This window comes from Variovorax sp. UC122_21 (assembly GCF_044056785.1).
In the GTDB taxonomy this organism is placed as follows: Bacteria; Pseudomonadota; Gammaproteobacteria; order Burkholderiales; family Burkholderiaceae_C; genus Variovorax.
In genome coordinates this window covers 1,076,053-1,090,384 of the sequence record NZ_CP172003.1, presented here as the reverse complement: position 1 = coordinate 1,090,384, position 14,332 = coordinate 1,076,053, and the positions used below count along the sequence as shown (strand labels likewise).

Annotated in this window: 14 protein-coding genes and 1 pseudogene; 2 read left to right on the top strand and 13 right to left on the bottom strand. The window is 61.8% G+C overall.

The genetic code is table 11. From position 1 onward, the window contains the following. The first annotated feature begins 437 nt into the window (after positions 1-437). Positions 438-677, top strand: coding sequence for a DUF6364 family protein (locus tag ACHMXE_RS05555; protein WP_395347186.1), 240 nt, complete (start codon positions 438-440; stop codon positions 675-677). A 290-nt stretch (positions 678-967) separates the two neighbouring features. Here the strand turns inward: ACHMXE_RS05555 and ACHMXE_RS05550 are convergent, their stop codons facing one another. Both ACHMXE_RS05550 and ACHMXE_RS05545 read right to left on the bottom strand, forming a co-directional pair. After that, the gene (locus tag ACHMXE_RS05550) at positions 968-2,074 is read right to left on the bottom strand and encodes a relaxase/mobilization nuclease domain-containing protein (RefSeq protein WP_395347184.1); all 1,107 of its coding nucleotides are present in this window, start codon (positions 2,072-2,074) and stop codon (positions 968-970) included. Position 2,075: 1 nt separating this feature from the next. Continuing rightward, entirely contained in the window at positions 2,076-2,642 is a 567-nt protein-coding gene (locus tag ACHMXE_RS05545) for a hypothetical protein (RefSeq protein WP_395347182.1), read from the bottom strand. 392 nt (positions 2,643-3,034) lie between these two features. On the opposite strand from ACHMXE_RS05545, the pseudogene ACHMXE_RS05540 reads away from it, so the two are divergent. Beyond that, positions 3,035-3,205: pseudogene (locus tag ACHMXE_RS05540) on the top strand (transposase domain-containing protein); the annotation flags it as partial. 11 nt (positions 3,206-3,216) lie between these two features. Here the strand turns inward: ACHMXE_RS05540 and ACHMXE_RS05535 are convergent. The 11 genes from ACHMXE_RS05535 to ACHMXE_RS05485 form a co-directional block, all read right to left on the bottom strand. Further along, entirely contained in the window at positions 3,217-4,347 is a 1,131-nt protein-coding gene (locus tag ACHMXE_RS05535; protein ID WP_395347180.1) for a sensor histidine kinase, read from the bottom strand. Between the two features lie 1,026 nt (positions 4,348-5,373). Then, positions 5,374-5,550 carry a hypothetical protein gene (locus ACHMXE_RS05530; RefSeq protein WP_395347176.1) on the bottom strand — a complete coding sequence of 59 codons (177 nt, stop codon included), beginning with the start codon at positions 5,548-5,550 and terminating at the stop codon, positions 5,374-5,376. 452 nt (positions 5,551-6,002) lie between these two features. After that, the gene (locus tag ACHMXE_RS05525) at positions 6,003-6,272 is read right to left on the bottom strand and encodes a hypothetical protein (RefSeq protein ID WP_395347173.1); all 270 of its coding nucleotides are present in this window, start codon (positions 6,270-6,272) and stop codon (positions 6,003-6,005) included. Next, positions 6,269-6,451 (bottom strand): DUF3606 domain-containing protein, encoded by a 183-nt coding sequence (locus ACHMXE_RS05520; RefSeq protein WP_395347170.1) that lies wholly within the window; start codon positions 6,449-6,451, stop codon positions 6,269-6,271. Before ACHMXE_RS05520 ends, ACHMXE_RS05525 begins: the two co-directional genes overlap by 4 nt. 2,005 nt (positions 6,452-8,456) lie before the next feature. Continuing rightward, complete coding sequence (locus ACHMXE_RS05515) at positions 8,457-8,843, bottom strand: RidA family protein (protein WP_395347167.1); 387 nt, start codon at positions 8,841-8,843, stop codon at positions 8,457-8,459. A gap of 22 nt (positions 8,844-8,865) precedes the next feature. Then, positions 8,866-10,089: a pyridoxal phosphate-dependent aminotransferase gene (locus ACHMXE_RS05510; RefSeq protein ID WP_395347165.1), complete on the bottom strand. Its 1,224-nt coding sequence runs from the start codon at positions 10,087-10,089 to the stop codon at positions 8,866-8,868. 94 nt (positions 10,090-10,183) lie between these two features. Beyond that, on the bottom strand, positions 10,184-11,257 hold the full coding sequence (locus ACHMXE_RS05505) for a threonine/serine dehydratase (protein ID WP_395347163.1): 1,074 nt from the start codon (positions 11,255-11,257) through the stop codon (positions 10,184-10,186). 22 nt (positions 11,258-11,279) lie between these two features. Then, positions 11,280-12,008: an amino acid ABC transporter ATP-binding protein gene (locus ACHMXE_RS05500; RefSeq protein WP_395347439.1), complete on the bottom strand. Its 729-nt coding sequence runs from the start codon at positions 12,006-12,008 to the stop codon at positions 11,280-11,282. A gap of 29 nt (positions 12,009-12,037) precedes the next feature. Next, positions 12,038-12,700, bottom strand: a complete 663-nt coding sequence (locus ACHMXE_RS05495) for an amino acid ABC transporter permease (RefSeq protein ID WP_395347161.1) — start codon at positions 12,698-12,700, stop codon at positions 12,038-12,040. After that, entirely contained in the window at positions 12,697-13,413 is a 717-nt protein-coding gene (locus tag ACHMXE_RS05490) for an amino acid ABC transporter permease (protein ID WP_395347159.1), read from the bottom strand. Before ACHMXE_RS05490 ends, ACHMXE_RS05495 begins: the two co-directional genes overlap by 4 nt. A 22-nt stretch (positions 13,414-13,435) precedes the next feature. Beyond that, a complete protein-coding gene (locus ACHMXE_RS05485; RefSeq protein WP_395347157.1) occupies positions 13,436-14,323 on the bottom strand; it encodes an amino acid ABC transporter substrate-binding protein in 888 nt (295 codons plus the stop codon). Positions 14,324-14,332 lie beyond the last annotated feature (9 nt).

Here is a 14,332-nt window from a genome sequence, read left to right as displayed (position 1 = left end):
CGCAGCGACCATGCCGATAGTCATGGAGGTGGCGGCAAAGTGGATCGCGCACCAGGTCGCGTCAACGTTGACGCGAGGCGGCGCTGCATCGAGGTCGAATCGGCGTTCTGGGCTGGACCATTGACGAGCCGCGCGGCGGCGCCGGAGCAGTTATTGACGCAGCTGCGGGGCGCAGCGCCACGTTCGGCATCGATCCGTCTGCGCGTTCGACGAGATATGCGCTTAGCGGCGAAGACACATGACTCATCGGCGCAGCATCTGGACGGCAACTCCCGAGGAGACGAGCATGACGTCAATATCGGTTCTTTAATCGGTGGGCGTCACTGCTTGAGGCAGGTGAAGCGCTTCAACCAACGATTTCCAGGCGTACGGAGCTTGACGGACTACCCGCTCGAACTACAGTACAGAAGTCCATACCGAGTTCTCGATCACAGGCTATGAAAACGACGCTCAATCTCAACGACATTTTGCTGATGCAAGCCAAGGCACTTGCTACGCAGCAGCGGACGAGTCTCACGCGTTTGATCGAGGAAGGGCTTCGGCTGCGGCTGAAAGCCAAGCCGACATCCCCTCAAGTCGTTCATCTCCCGGTGTATCGCGGCAAGGGAGGGCTCGCTGGTGGCTTGTGCGGTGCAAGCAACAAAGAAATGTTCGACGCTGCAGATCCTGAGACCTGACGTAGAAATTCTGGTTGCTGCGTCGAAGCGACCATCCGCATCATGCAACTGAATTGGCTTAGGTAGAGCAAGCGCTTGCTGATGCGGCCGCTGGGCGATCCTTCGTATTGCAGCCCATGGTCGCTGCCAGCTTTCTGCGCCTGGATGCTCTGCATGTCGACGTCGTCTCTGCGCGTGGCACCCACGATGTTTCTCGATTGGCAGGCATTGCTTCTAGAGTTATGTGAAGCGAGATCTGGCGCTGAGCGTCGCATGCACTGCAGCTGCGAGGCCCGTCGGCCTCTGGTTCCTCACCGTGTTCGCGGTCCTTTGTCCGGGGCGACAGGCGCCAGGTCTGCACGGCCCTTCGCCTGCGCCTTCCAACGCTCTGCGAGCCATCTCGCGTCGGTCTGCACTGCGGGCATGCTTTCGACAAAGCGATCGACCTGCGCTGCCAGTTTGGCCTCTCCCTGCCCGCGCAGTTGCTGGGCCGTGGTGCGCCAATCATGGAGGACTCCTTGTCGCGTGCGTTGCATCGCCTCGAGGCCGTGATCGATGACCTGCTCCTGGGTCCCGAGGAGACGCAGCACCTTTTCAATTTTTGCTTGCAGCAAGGTGGAAGTTTTTGGCGCGCAGTGCCGATCCTTCTCCTCCGGCGGCCACTGAGCTGATGCTTGCAGCGCCTGCAGGCGATGATGGACCGCTGTGCTGTAGGGAGTGCGCATCTGTCCTCGTACCTGCCTGGCTGTCGCATTGGCCGTGACGCCTTCTTCGCGCAGGAGCGCGGCGAACTGCTCGCGCCACTGTCTAAGCGTGGCTTTGTAGATGCACAGCCGCCTTGTTGGCTCGTACTCCTCCTCGCTTTTGACGACCAGATGCACATGCGGATGCGCCTGGTCGACATGCAAGGTCATGGCGTATCGGTGGCGCTGCCCGAAGTTCGTGCGTGCGAACAAGCGTGCCGCCCTCAGCAGCTTTTCCGGCTGTGTACCTTGAGGCATCGACAGCACAATGTTGTGCGCGACCTTGGGACGAGTGTCCGTTTGACCTTTGCGTGGCTTGGCTTTGTACTGACCTTTGCAGAGTTCCAACTGCCAGTCGCATGCGAGTTCGCGAGCGGCGCTTCTTCCGTGATGAGTGCGTCCTTCGTCGTCTTCGATGGGAAGGTTTCCCTGCCGGCCGATGTAGTCCAGATGAACTTGAACGCTGGAGGCGTCGCGTCCGCCACCGGTGATTTTCACCATCACCTCTGGCGCGCGATCGATTGTGCGCCGGATCTGCGCGAGCTCGTCGGAACTGAAGCGCAAGATGCCGCCGGGCCCCTTGCGGCCATAGCTCACGATGTCCAACAACATATCGGGTGTGGCCCCGATCGGTGCGGCGCCTTGCCGACTGGTTTGCGCGTTTTTCGCGGGCATCTCAGGCCTGCGCGCCGGTTTCCCAGCAGATGAGGTTCCTGCGTACAACAGCCGCCGCCTCCTTGCGCGCGGCTTCCACCTGACTCCGAACCTCTGCAAGCACGCCGCCGAGCTCGGTGGCCACGCCGATGGAAGTGTTCGGCGTGCCGAACGCCTCGAGCTGCCGTCGTAGCGAGGCCAGGTGTGCGCAAAGAATCTTGAGCTGCGTCAGTTCGCAGGGGGGCGGGACCGCCAAGCGTCGCACATGATTGCGCACGAGCAGGACCAGATAGCTGCTGAGCTTCATGCCACAGGCATCGGCGCGCAGTGTTGCCAGGGCGCGGTCACCCGTTCGAAGGCGCAGTGCGACGCGAGGGAGCGCGGAGTCCTCCACGTCGGCCGCCGACGTTTCCTTTCTTTCAGGGCCATCCGGTTCGGCAGTGCTTGAACCCTTGAGAACCTCGTTGACCATGCGAGCGAGCAGGTGAGCCTCGCAGAGGCCATGGAACGCAGCAAGGGCGGAAAACCTGGCCCGTGTTTCTGAGGGTACGCGGGCACGGATCACGCTGGAGCGACGGTTGGAGGTCATGGCGCGGGACGGCGGTCGATAGGTCGGGTTGAACTCTATCGATTCGCGGTCGCCGGGCAAGGACTTTGCGGCCGGACTCTCGGAGCGTGCGTGCGGTGGAAAGCCCTCGCGCCAGCGACGTTGCTGGCCGAGGGACCGAGAGTTTTCGAACTGATTTTTTGACAGCCGCCCGCTTTGAGACTTGTCAGAAATGGTAGCGGTTCAAAAATTCGTTTCCGCCCTAAGCTCGTGGCCTGAACGAGCTCCACGTGATGCCCTGAATGCCGAAATTCACCCACACTGCCGAGCAGCTGCAAGATCTGCTACTAGAGAGAATCAATCGAATCCCGAGTCTTCGAGGCGAAGACACGGATGTCAACAAAGCTGAGTTGATTTGGATGGAAGCCGGCGAGGCCAAGCTCAACGGGCTTAATCCCTACGCCTACCTGCACGATGTGCTGGAGCGGTTGTCGACCCAGGCGGCCAACCGGATCGACGAACTTCTGCCGCATCGCTGGCGACCCTATCAGCCGGACGGGGACAAGATGCTTCGCGCCGACGGATACGAGGTCTCGAAGCATTGACCAACGAAAGGCTACGCCAGCGTTTGAAGCGGCAGGCACATCGTGAAGACGCATCCCTTGCCGGGCAAGTCTTGCACGGTCAACTGCCCACGGTCGGCCTCGACACTGCGCTGAGCGATGGATAGGCCTAATCCAAGTCCGCGCTTGTCGTTAAAGCCCTGCTGGAACGGCTTGAACATTGTGTCGACCCCACCTGCTGGAAGCCCGCCGCAGCAGTCTTCCACGCCGATGTTGATCCATCCACCGGACGTATGCGCATGCAACGCAACCTCGGTGCTCGGCCGAGTGAACTTGAAGGCGTTCTGAAGCAAGTTACCAAGTGCCGCCAACAGCAATTCGCGGTTTCCTTCAACCGCAAGATTGGCGTCCACTTCGGCAACCCGGAGTGTGCAACCCGTGTCGGTTGCATAGAGCTCGGCAACGCGGCCGGCATCGGCTAAGAAGGTGGCAAGGCAAAAGATGCGCGGATGCAAGGGCGCGCGCGCCGCGTCGCGGACGGCTGCCAACAAATGGTCGATCAAACTCTCCATCGAGCCAAGGCTGCGCTTTAGCACCGCACCGGTAGAACCACCAACTGGAAGCCTGCCCGACTCCAAAGCTGCGAACGCGAGCTTGGCTACGTGCAAGTGGTTGCGCAACTCGTGTGCGAGAAAGCCCAGCCGCTGGTTCTCCTCCTCGGCTTGTCTTCTTGCCACTTCCAGGTCGCGCTGGGCAGCGAACTCGGTCACCGCGTCGGCAATCGCATTGTCCAGACAGAGGTTTAACGTGCGGAACTGCTCGACTGAAAACGGGGCGTCCCGCTCGACGGCTAGATCAGTGATGGCCTGGCACAGGTCCCCATAGTCATGAACGACTTGGTCAACTGTGTAGCCAAGCCCCAGCAGCTCCCCACCGTGGACGGTTGCCGAAACTCCCATCTCCGAGAGCGCCGCCGCGTCGCCTCCTGACGGACCGGATATGCGGAGACCGCCAGCGGCGTCACCGTCATCTTCGGCCGCAAGCGTGCGCGTCAGTTGGTCGAGAAACATCGGGATGCCATTCGACAACTGCTCACGGGTGGCACCACGCGCAGGCCGCAGCGCAACCTTGTCCTTGCATCGTTGAATGAGTTCGTCGCGATTGTTCAGCAGGAAGCCACGCATATGGATCGCTCCAGCATGCTGCGGCGTAGCGCCGGTCGCAGCGGGTGATGGCGGAATCGTCTCGCGTCGCCTGAGAGACAAAGTATGCGCCAAAGCCCAGCGGCCTTGGCTCGGCAGTGGCCTCCAGAAGCAAAGAAGCGCTTCTGAAACTCAACATGCCTTCGCCGGACGCTTACGAAGACTTTCCCTCCGTTCAGGCTGATGCTTTGTCTGTCCCAGACGGTCAGCAACTGCGGCTCTAGATTCCACACATGTCTTGCCGAGTCCGTGTCAGCCGGAATACAGCCCTGCTGGGCGTGTACCTGACGGAAAAGCACGGCAGGCGTGCTTAGCAAATCAAATACCGGTTGCGTAACCTGCAGCCAGCGCGATGACGGTCAGCCGTTGGAGAATTTCCGGCGTGGCCAGCCACGTGCCCTCAAGCGCGCCACCCACCTAGGCAACAAGCTCGTGCAGTGGGTTGTCGTTCTACATCAGTTCGAAAACGGCGTGCTGTGCTGGAGGACTCTGGCCAGTCCCCATCCCATGCGTTGCAGCTGTTGCCATCCTGCTTCGGTTGGATCACTGGCGCTCGGTGAGTGAGCGTCCGACCGCGCGACGCTAACCGATTCTCTGAGTCAGTCCGATCCAAGTTACTAGCCATTCGACAACAGATCCTCGCAGCGTGACATAGCGCCCCGATTCGACCGCCAGGAGCTTCTCCGGCTACATCGTCAGCGTGCCATCGCATGGATGGGGACGACTGACCCGATGCTCGCCGCGCGTTGCGTTGCGTTGCGCCAAGACGCACTACGGAACGCCAGTCAACCCTAGCGGCTAGTACGCCGTGGCCATCTTCGATCGGAGGCAGGCGCCATCGGACGTTCGCGTTGCGCGCCATTAAACCTTCACCATTTCCGTTTTTGCGCTATTGACGAAGGGTCGCTCTTGCATCTATCGATGGGCTCGCGGCCTCGCGACCGGCTGCTTAGGGCGGGACTTCGATTGACCCCAAGGCCGAACGCGGGAGTGCTTGAGCCTGTCAGGCTAACTGGCAGCAGGAAGGCGCAACAATCTTCGAAGCTGCAATTGCAAGGCTTCCACCAGATCGTACGCTTCCATATAGCTCTCACTGATCCCTGTCCGCCTCCATGCTTCGCAGTCCATGACAGCCTTGGAGATCCGCTCCTCCAAAGTGGCAATCGTTTCTTCTTCATTCGCCATGTGAAAACCTCCTTCGGCTCGGCACCGTCCCAGATTGTGTTCTCAAACAAAGCGGCGTATAACATTTATCACTTACCAGTGGGAGAGGCGTGCACCTGCTGTCGGTCAAGATTGAATAACTTGACGCTCACTGCCGACGGACATCTTTAAGGCGCCTTGTTCGGCCCAACTGAGGCCGTTTTGCGGGCCTGGGGTAGCCCACCGGCGGATTTATAGTTTTGCGGACCCGTTCGCATTCAGCCTCCCAAGCAACTTGCGCAGTGAGCCGAGCTTGCAGTTCTGAGCCCCCATGCATGTGGGCATGCTCCGTCGCGAACAACTCATGTCGCGAAGTTCTTTTTATGAACGCGACTCTTACAACCTCGTAGGAGTGCGCTTCTTTCATCTGAGAGCTTGACTTCTACGGAAGTTGGCCGCCACTGCGCGCCAAGCGCGTAGCGCTAAATAGTGAATCACGGCCTTCGCCCTCTTGCACCCATTGGATCAGCGAATGAAGGCATGGCAAGCTCTTGCGAGCGTGGTCCCTGCGTCTGGTCTTCGGTCAAGGCGAGAAGAGCGCGCGAACCTTGTCTCCAGGCATCGATCCACATGTCGTAGCCTTCCTTACTGGAAGACAGCTCCGCCCAGGTAAAGGCATCGGTGCCTTCCTCCATGAGCACCCAATGGAAGTGACCGGGGTCAGGCTCGTCGACATGCAGCGAAATACGACGCAGAGGGTTCACCAGCGCCTCCCGGCAAGGAATTTACGGACCCTGTCCGCCGAGTTGCCTACAGCCTTGATGGCATCGCGCAGTTGGGTTTCTGTGCACTGCAAGCTCTCGGTCCAGGCTCTCACTTCGTATTCCTCGCCCGGCGAAATCAGTTTTCGGTCGAGGCCAGTTTTCTTGATGTCGTCAGACATCGATGCTTCCTGTATTTGGATACAGGGAGCTTTTCCGGGATCGATGTTCGGTCAAAAGTAGGCCGAGGCCGGCAAACGACCGACTCAAAGGACTGACGGCTAGCAGCGCGCAGTCATGTTGCCTGGCGCCCGCGACGCCCATGTCCGTAGTTCGGCTGCAGGTGGTCAGATACTGGAAGAGAAAGGCACACGTTTCGAAGTTTTCCACAAGCCGGACGGCGCGGCCGGCGAAAGGCGAGGCTTCTAAATCTCTTCACAAGAGACAGGTGCCGCCGTGCCGATTGCGTGGACTGGCCCGGTCCCTTGGGCCGTGAGCACGGCGGTAGTCCTCAGGCTTGCACAGCATCTTCCTCGGCCTCAGGCGCACCGCCTTCACCAGCGGGATCTGCCGCCATCAGGTCGGCTGTGGGCAACTCGATCGTCTTCCTCGCCTCGTGCACGCATGTCAGCCAGCGCGCGAAGGTTGCTCTTCGAGCGGGACGACGGACCGCTTGTCGGAAATCACCTGCCCGGTCTTTCGATCGATCTCGGTCTTATGCATGCGCGACATCAAAGGAGGAGGCTCGAAAGAACTACCAGTGCTGCGCGATCGTGATCGGTAGGCCGGGGGGGCGGCTGTCCGGGGGACGAGGGCCCCGGCTTGAAGACACCACGCGTGGATAGCCGTTGGCCGCGCCATTGTGACTGCGCGCTACAGAGCCGAGTTGTCCGACTAAGGATGGCCCCACAGCCCCGCAGCCGACATCAGCAGCACGTAAAAGCCATAGGGGGAGCGTCAGGGGCGTGGGGACCGAATCGCGCATGGCACTGAAGATTTCAATACCGACAAGCCGCGACGATGTTCTCGTGTCTGTCAGGGCCACGATCCCTGCGGGCCGTCGGTTCGTCCGCCGTAACGTCGCGGCCTATAGGCCGCTGGCAGTAGAAGCAAAGCCCGCGCTTCGCGCGACAGGCGTAGTAGCGAAGAATCAGACAACGAGCTCCCCGCATGCACGAACTCCGAGGGTTGAACTTGGAAGTCCCCGGGTTCGCTTGTGCGCAGAGCGGGCGCCGGGCATCGCGCTTACCGGCGCGTGATGCCACGAGGCATCACGGCCGGACAGTCGTCCGAGCGTTGGAACTTTGACGTCGAAAAGAATCTCGAGGCACCTTGAATCCCTGTTCCAGGCAGGGACCGTGCACCCCGGTGCTACTTGCCCTTCCCCACTTTGGCGCGGCCAAGTGCGGAGATTCTTCGTCGTCGGAATAAGCGACGGCGAGACCGTCGCCGCGCGCTGCGGCGCCGCGGGAAGCTGTGCGCCGGTGAAGGTACGCCTCTGCGGCAAGGACACGCCCGAACAGCGGCAGCCTTTCGGGGACGCGCGAAGCAGGCGAGGTCCGACCTTGCCTACATCAGTGCAGCGACTGTCGAAGTGCAAGCGGCTGAGTTGCCCCTGCGTTCCATAGCGCCATGAATCGCTGGTTGGCCTCCAGCTTGAGCTCGGCCAACTCATTCAAAGCACTCAATGAAGCTCCCCGCGGATCTGACGCACCGCCTCGTGCAAGAGGTTCTCGGAGACTGCCCACGCCTCAAAGAGACCTTCATCGATTCGTGCCATCGCTATCTCCTTTCCACGGTGGATGAACTCGTGGCAGGCAGCCACGCCCGCTGGAATCCTAAAGCAGTACAAGCAGACTTTGCAACGGCTCGCTCAGCCTCGCCCTCCTCGAAACCCAGGATGTACATGCCAACGCCAACCCGCTAGGCAAGACGGGAGGTGCATCCGCGCGACCCCATCGATGGCGGACCAGAAGCTGATCTGAGCGCCGGCCCGCACCGAGAGCACTCGCCCTGGTGCGTCGACGACCGCGATGGGCATTGCGCGCTCGACGACGCGTTCACTGCGTGCACCAACCTGCCATGGGCTCACTGGCGCAGATGCAGAGCATCGCCTAAATGTGACGCTGACGTTGCTCTGTGTGCAACGCACCGGCAATTCGAAGATGTTGTGATGACCAGTGCAAGCTAGCGTACGCTGTCCAGCGCCAATATGGCGTCGACCTCGATGTCAAAGATGCTAAAGCTAGACTGAACTAAGGTCCTGGCTGGTGATGGGGAACCGACGTAGTTCGCGTAGATCTCATCGAAGGCCTGTGCGTTAGCCATGTCCTTGAGGAACACGCCAACCTTTACTGCATCGCGCAGGCTTGAACCTGCTGCATTCGCGGCCGCCTCAAGGTTGTCGAGCGCCATCCTTGCCTGCACGACGAAGGGCTTGTCCCCATGCCTCACGTTGTAGCGGTCGCGCGGTGTTTGGCCTGAGAGAAATACGAGGTGGCCTGCCTGCATTGCCACGCTATAGGTGCCGGCGGGCGGCGGTGCCGATTCGCTCTTGAAGGTTTTTCTGATCATGGCGTGGGCGTCAGGTGGATCATCAAAGGCGATGCTTTTCGACCATGGCCGCGATGCGCTCGACCCCCGCGACCGCTGCTTGATGGTTTTGCGAGAAATTGAGGCGGATGCTGTCACCGGCGTGCGGGCTGAACTCGGTCCCAGGCGTAACCGTGACGTTGGCTTGCAGCCGCAACTCACGGATGAAGGCTTTCAGAGGCGTGCGCAGTGGAGGGAGCCGAGGAAACAGATAGCTGCCCGCTTGTGGCGTGCGGACCGCCACGCCTTCGACAGCCCGAAATATCGACAGCAAGGCGTCGCGTATCTGTTGGTGTTTTTCGATGCGGTCAGCCAGCCATTCGGCGGGCTCTGAAAACCAGGTCTGCAGCACGGCTTGGCAGTAACCGGGTGCGCGCAACGAAACGATCGCCTGGAGTTGCTCCATACGCTGGATGATGCAAGCGCTGCCGAACGCCACGCCGAGCCGGTAGCCGCTCAGCGATTCCGTCTTCGACGGCCCCATGATGGTGACGACGTTGTCAGTCGCCGGAAAATGGGCGCGAAGGTGAGTGTATGGCTGTCCCGCGTAAAGAAGCCGGGAATAGAGTTGATCGACGATGACAGTGGCATCAAAACGTTCGGCGAGCGCGGCAATCTGCTCAATCTCGCTGCGGGAGTAGACCGCGCCCGTGGGATTGTTAGGGTTCGAGAAAAGGAAGACCTTGGCGCCCTGGGCGAAAGCCGATTCGAGCTGTTGCAGGTCCAGGCCGGCCTGTGCAGAACCGATCAGGTAGTCCAAGCGAATTGGGATCATCTCGGCGCCCATGAACTCGACCAGCTTGCGATTGGCGAAATAGTCAGGCTGGACAATTGCCACCTTGTCGCCTGCGGTCACGGTGGCCGCGACGGCCAGGAACAGCGCACTTTGAGTTCCGGGTGTGAGGATGAGTTGTTCGGAGCCCGAGACGGGTTGCCCCGAGAAGGCGGTCAAATCGTGCGCGAGCTTTTCTCGAATGGCCGCATCGCCGCGGTACTCGGTGTAGGCCTGCGAGCCGCCGCGGTGGACGCCGTCAATAAAGGCCTCCAGCGCGCCCGGCGTGGGTTCAAACGCTGTGACATTCACGTCACCATGCGAGAAGTCAACCGCAGCACCGGGCAGGATCTCGTCGGGGTCCACGGCACCGGCCCCGTTGCGATCCTGGCGTACTTCTTGACCAGGCGCGTTGTCGATGCCCAGCTTCAGGAATTTCTCTTCGATGGTCTTCATGGCTTGCTTTTGCCTTTGCTGTTGCTGTTGCTGTTGCGATAAGAGGGTGCGCACGGCGCGCGCTACGATGCGGTCTGCATGCGTGCGTCCGCGCTCATGACGGCCGCTCAACGGGGCCACGCCTGTCGTCGGCGCGCATGAGCGTGGCCAGCAACGTCATGTCGACGTTGCCGCCGGACAGCACCACGAGCGTGTCTTTGCTTCCGGGCTTGAGCCGGCCAGCCAGCACGGCCGCTAGTGCAACCGCGCCTCCGGGCTCGACCACCATGCGCAGTTCGGTCAGCGCGAAGCGGATAGCGCAGCCGATCTCCTCGTCGGTCACGGACCATGCCTCGCTCAAGAAGTGACGGTTGATCTCGAACGGCAGTTCTGCCGGCGTCGCGGCTTGCAGGGCGTCTGCGAGCGAGTGCGCTGCTGGGTCGTTGACTTCGCGCCTTCCACTGTGGAGCGAGCGCGCCGTGTCGTCGAAGCCGAAAGGCTCGACGGCGGCAATCCGCGCGTCCGGCTGGAGGGCGTTCAACACCAGGCCGCAACCCGCCAGCAATCCGCCGCCGCCGCAGGGTGCGGCGAAGGTGCCAAGGTTCTCTCTGGCCGCCGGAGGCAGTGCGTCCAGCGCTTCCAGAGCGACTGTCCCCTGTGCGGCCAGCACGTCGGGGTGATCGCCTGGCGGAACGAGCGTGCCGCCGGAGTCCTGCAGCAATCGCATTCCAATCGCTTCCCGGCTTTCGTGTCGCCGGTCGTAGTGCACGACGCGGGCGCCATGGGCAAGCGCTCGGTCGACCTTGTTACGCGGCGCATCGATAGGCATGACGATCGTGGCAGGGACGCCCAGGCAGCGTGCCGCCCAAGCGATGGCCTGGCCATGGTTACCGGTGGAATAGGCCACGACGCCCCGTTGCCGTTCTGCTTCGCTCAGTCGCAGCACGGCGTTGAAGGCGCCGCGCGCCTTGAACGATCCCGTGACCTGCAGGTTCTCGGCTTTTAGCCAGACCGGCGCGCCCGCGATGTGATCGAGGACTGGTGATCGTACGAGCGGCGTGCGCACCACATAGGCGCTGATGCGCTCGGACGCCGAGCGGACGTCGTCGAATGTCGGCACGCGCATGGGCCCCAGCGATTCGTGGGTGAGGACGGGGCTCGGGTTTCTCTGGGTATCGTGTCTGGTCATGGTGTACTCCTGCACACTGCACTCAATGGGAGACTAGGCGCGACAGGAACTCCTGCGCTCGCTCGGTTGTGGGAGAGGCGAAGAACGCGTCCGTCGAGGTGTTCTCCACCACCTTGCCGGCGTCCATGAAGATCACGCGGTCCGCGGCGCGGCGGGCAAAACCCATCTCGTGGGTGACCACGGCCATCGTCATACCGTCCTGGGCGAGTTCCAACATTACGGCGAGTACCTCGCCGATCATTTCTGGATCCAGGGCCGAGGTCGGCTCGTCGAAGAGCATGACGATGGGGTCCATTGCCAGCGCACGAGCAATCGCGATGCGCTGCTGCTGGCCGCCGGAGAGCTGAGCGGGATACGCGTCGACCTTCCCCGGCAGGCCTACACGGCTCAGCAGTTCGCTGGCCTTGCGCTGCGCCGCATCGCGCGATCGGCCGAGCACCTTCATGGGCGCGAGGCAGAGGTTCTCTCGCACCGTCAAGTGCGGGTAGAGCTCGAAGTGCTGGAACACCATGCCCACACGCCTGCGCAGCTCGCTCAAATTGGACGTCGCCGCGCCCACCTCAACGCCGTCGACACGCACGCTGCCCCGCTGGAACGGCTCGAGCCCGTTGAAACACTTGATCAGCGTGCTTTTGCCTGAGCCGGAGGGGCCGCAGATCACCGCGACCTCGCCGCGGCGGATCGTCAGGTCGCAACCGTTGAGCACGGGGACCGACCCATAGGCCTTGTGGAGCCCGGCTACTTCGATCATGGGCGCTTCGAGGTTCTTTTTCTGGGAAGTCATGCAGTGCTCCTGCGCTTGGCAGCCAGGTGGGCCGCCAGTGAAAGGGATGCGCAGAGCACGAAATAGACGAGCGCTGCGAACAGGTACATCTCGACCAGGCGGTTGTCCCGGTTCGCCACGATGCTGGTGGACGTCATGAAGTCCCGCAGGGAGATCACATAGACGAGCGAGGTGTCCTGGAACAGGACGATGGCTTGCGTGATCAGCACGGGCATCATGTTGCGCAGTGCCTGAGGCAGCACCACGTAGCGCAGCGCCTGCGCCGGTCGCAGGCCCGAGGCTGCGGCCGCCTGCCACTGGCCCATGCGCACGCTCTGCAGGCCCGCGCGAATGATCTCGGAGTAGTAGGCCGCCTCGAACAGCGTGAAGGCGATCAAGGCCGACGTGAGCGCGCCCACGGGCCTGCCGACGATCAGCGGTACCAAGAAGTAGAACCAGAAGATCACCAGAATCAGAGGCACGGCCCTGAAGCCGTTTACGTACGCCGCCGCCGCACCGGCGAGCAGGCGGTGACGAGAGCGCCGCGCCAGTGCCAGGAACAGGCCGAGCACCAGGCCGCCCGCCATCGCGACCAGGGTCAGCATCAGGCTCAGCCCTAGGCCTTCGAGCAGGAAGGGCCAGGCCTTTAGGATGACCGAGGCATCGAATGTCGCGTTCATGTGCGCGCCCCCTGGGTGCCGGGGATCGTCAGTTTCTTTTCCAGACTCCGCATACCTGCGGTCACGCAGAGCGCGATCGTCAGGTACACCAGGGTGGCGGCGGTGAAGGCCTCGAAGCCATTGAAGGTGTAGCTCTCGATCTGGCGGCTCTGCGCGGTCATCTCAAAGACGCCGATGGTCAGCGCCAGTGCCGAGTTCTTGAAGACGGTAAGGAATTCGGAGGTCAGCGGTGGCAGGACGAGCCGCATCGCCTGCGGCAGCAGGACGAAGCGATAGCTTTGCGTCAAGGTCATCCCGCTAGCGAAGGCGGCGAACCGCTGACCGTGTGGTAGCGCGGCAATGCCAGAACGGACCTGGACCGCGACCCGCGACGCGGTGAACAACCCCAGCGCAGCGATGGCCGTCCAGAGTTCCGGCATCGGCAGATCCCGCTTCAGCCACCGTCCGGCCTCGCTCGGCAACAGCTCTGGTACCACGAAGAACCAGATGAAGAGTTGCAACAGCAGCGGCACATTCCGGAACACCGAGACGTAGGCGGTCACCAGCCATTTCGCGCGAACTGGCAGTGAGCCCAGCACGCCCAAGGCGAGACCGAGCGTCACGGCGATAGCCCAGGCGGCGAGCGAGATCAGCACCGTCGCCTGCAGCCCGGACAGCAGCCATCCGGCGTAGGGGTCCTCGAAGAGGACCCTCCGATTCCATGCGTAGTTCATCACGAGTCGCGCGCGCGCCGATTCATTCGGGAAGCGCGGCCAGTTTCAGCGCTGCTGCGAGATCCTTTGACATCGGAACGTCCAGCTGTGTGAACCACTTGTCGTAGAACGCGTTGAGTTCGCCGGAGCGGACGCTGCGCGCGATGGTGGCATTGACCAGGCTGAGGAACACGGTGCTGTTCTTCTGCATCATCAGGCCATACGGATCGAATGAGAGCGGCCGGCCGACCACCTCGTAGTCAAGCGGCACCGGTGCGCTCTTGCGCAGCCCGGACAGCAGGATGTCGTCGGTTGAAAAGGCGTCGACCCGCCCTGTCGAGAGGGCGAGGAAGCCCTCCGAGTTGTCCTTCACCGGGACGATGCGAACCTTCAGTTTCTTGGCGTCGATCAATGCCTTGATCAGGCGCTCCGGCGTGGTGTTGATGGGGAGCGCCACCGCTTTTCCATTCAGGTCTTCGACCTCCTTGATGTCCGCGCCCTTGCGGACCAACAGCCGGGTGGTGGAGATGAAGTGCGGCGCGCTGAAGTCGACTTGGACTTGGCGGCTCAGCGTGTTGACCGTCGAGCCGCATTCGAGATCGACGGTGCCGTTGGCCACGAGCGCGATGCGGTTCTGCGGATTCACTGCGATGTAGTCGACCTTGAGCGCAGGTAGCTGGAGCCGCTGCTTGACGGCGTCTACTACCTTTAAGCAGAGGTCCATCGCGTAGCCGACAGGCTTCCTGTCGTCGTTGAGGTATGAGAATGGAATCGACGACTCGCGGTAGCCCAGCGTGATCGTGCCCTTGGCCTTGATGCGCTCCAGGATGGGGTCGGTGCTTTGTGCGAGCGCCGCACCGCTGCTTACCAACAGCGCTGCACCAACGACGCCGAACAGGACGCGAGACACGAAATGGATGGCGGTGTTCATTCGAACGTT

Coding starts and splice junctions, on each gene's coding strand:
- ACHMXE_RS05530 (WP_395347176.1), bottom strand. CDS start 5,550: ATGGCGAATGAAGAAGAAACGATTGCCACTTTGGAGGAGCGGATCTCC.
- ACHMXE_RS05505 (WP_395347163.1), bottom strand. CDS start 11,257: ATGACCAGACACGATACCCAGAGAAACCCGAGCCCCGTCCTCACCCAC.
- ACHMXE_RS05510 (WP_395347165.1), bottom strand. CDS start 10,089: ATGAAGACCATCGAAGAGAAATTCCTGAAGCTGGGCATCGACAACGCG.
- ACHMXE_RS05495 (WP_395347161.1), bottom strand. CDS start 12,700: ATGAACGCGACATTCGATGCCTCGGTCATCCTAAAGGCCTGGCCCTTC.
- ACHMXE_RS05535 (WP_395347180.1), bottom strand. CDS start 4,347: ATGCGTGGCTTCCTGCTGAACAATCGCGACGAACTCATTCAACGATGC.
- ACHMXE_RS05500 (WP_395347439.1), bottom strand. CDS start 12,008: ATGATCGAAGTAGCCGGGCTCCACAAGGCCTATGGGTCGGTCCCCGTG.
- ACHMXE_RS05545 (WP_395347182.1), bottom strand. CDS start 2,642: ATGACCTCCAACCGTCGCTCCAGCGTGATCCGTGCCCGCGTACCCTCA.
- ACHMXE_RS05520 (WP_395347170.1), bottom strand. CDS start 6,451: ATGTCTGACGACATCAAGAAAACTGGCCTCGACCGAAAACTGATTTCG.
- ACHMXE_RS05515 (WP_395347167.1), bottom strand. CDS start 8,843: ATGATCAGAAAAACCTTCAAGAGCGAATCGGCACCGCCGCCCGCCGGC.
- ACHMXE_RS05555 (WP_395347186.1), top strand. CDS start 438: ATGAAAACGACGCTCAATCTCAACGACATTTTGCTGATGCAAGCCAAG.
- ACHMXE_RS05550 (WP_395347184.1), bottom strand. CDS start 2,074: ATGCCCGCGAAAAACGCGCAAACCAGTCGGCAAGGCGCCGCACCGATC.
- ACHMXE_RS05490 (WP_395347159.1), bottom strand. CDS start 13,413: ATGAACTACGCATGGAATCGGAGGGTCCTCTTCGAGGACCCCTACGCC.
- ACHMXE_RS05485 (WP_395347157.1), bottom strand. CDS start 14,323: ATGAACACCGCCATCCATTTCGTGTCTCGCGTCCTGTTCGGCGTCGTT.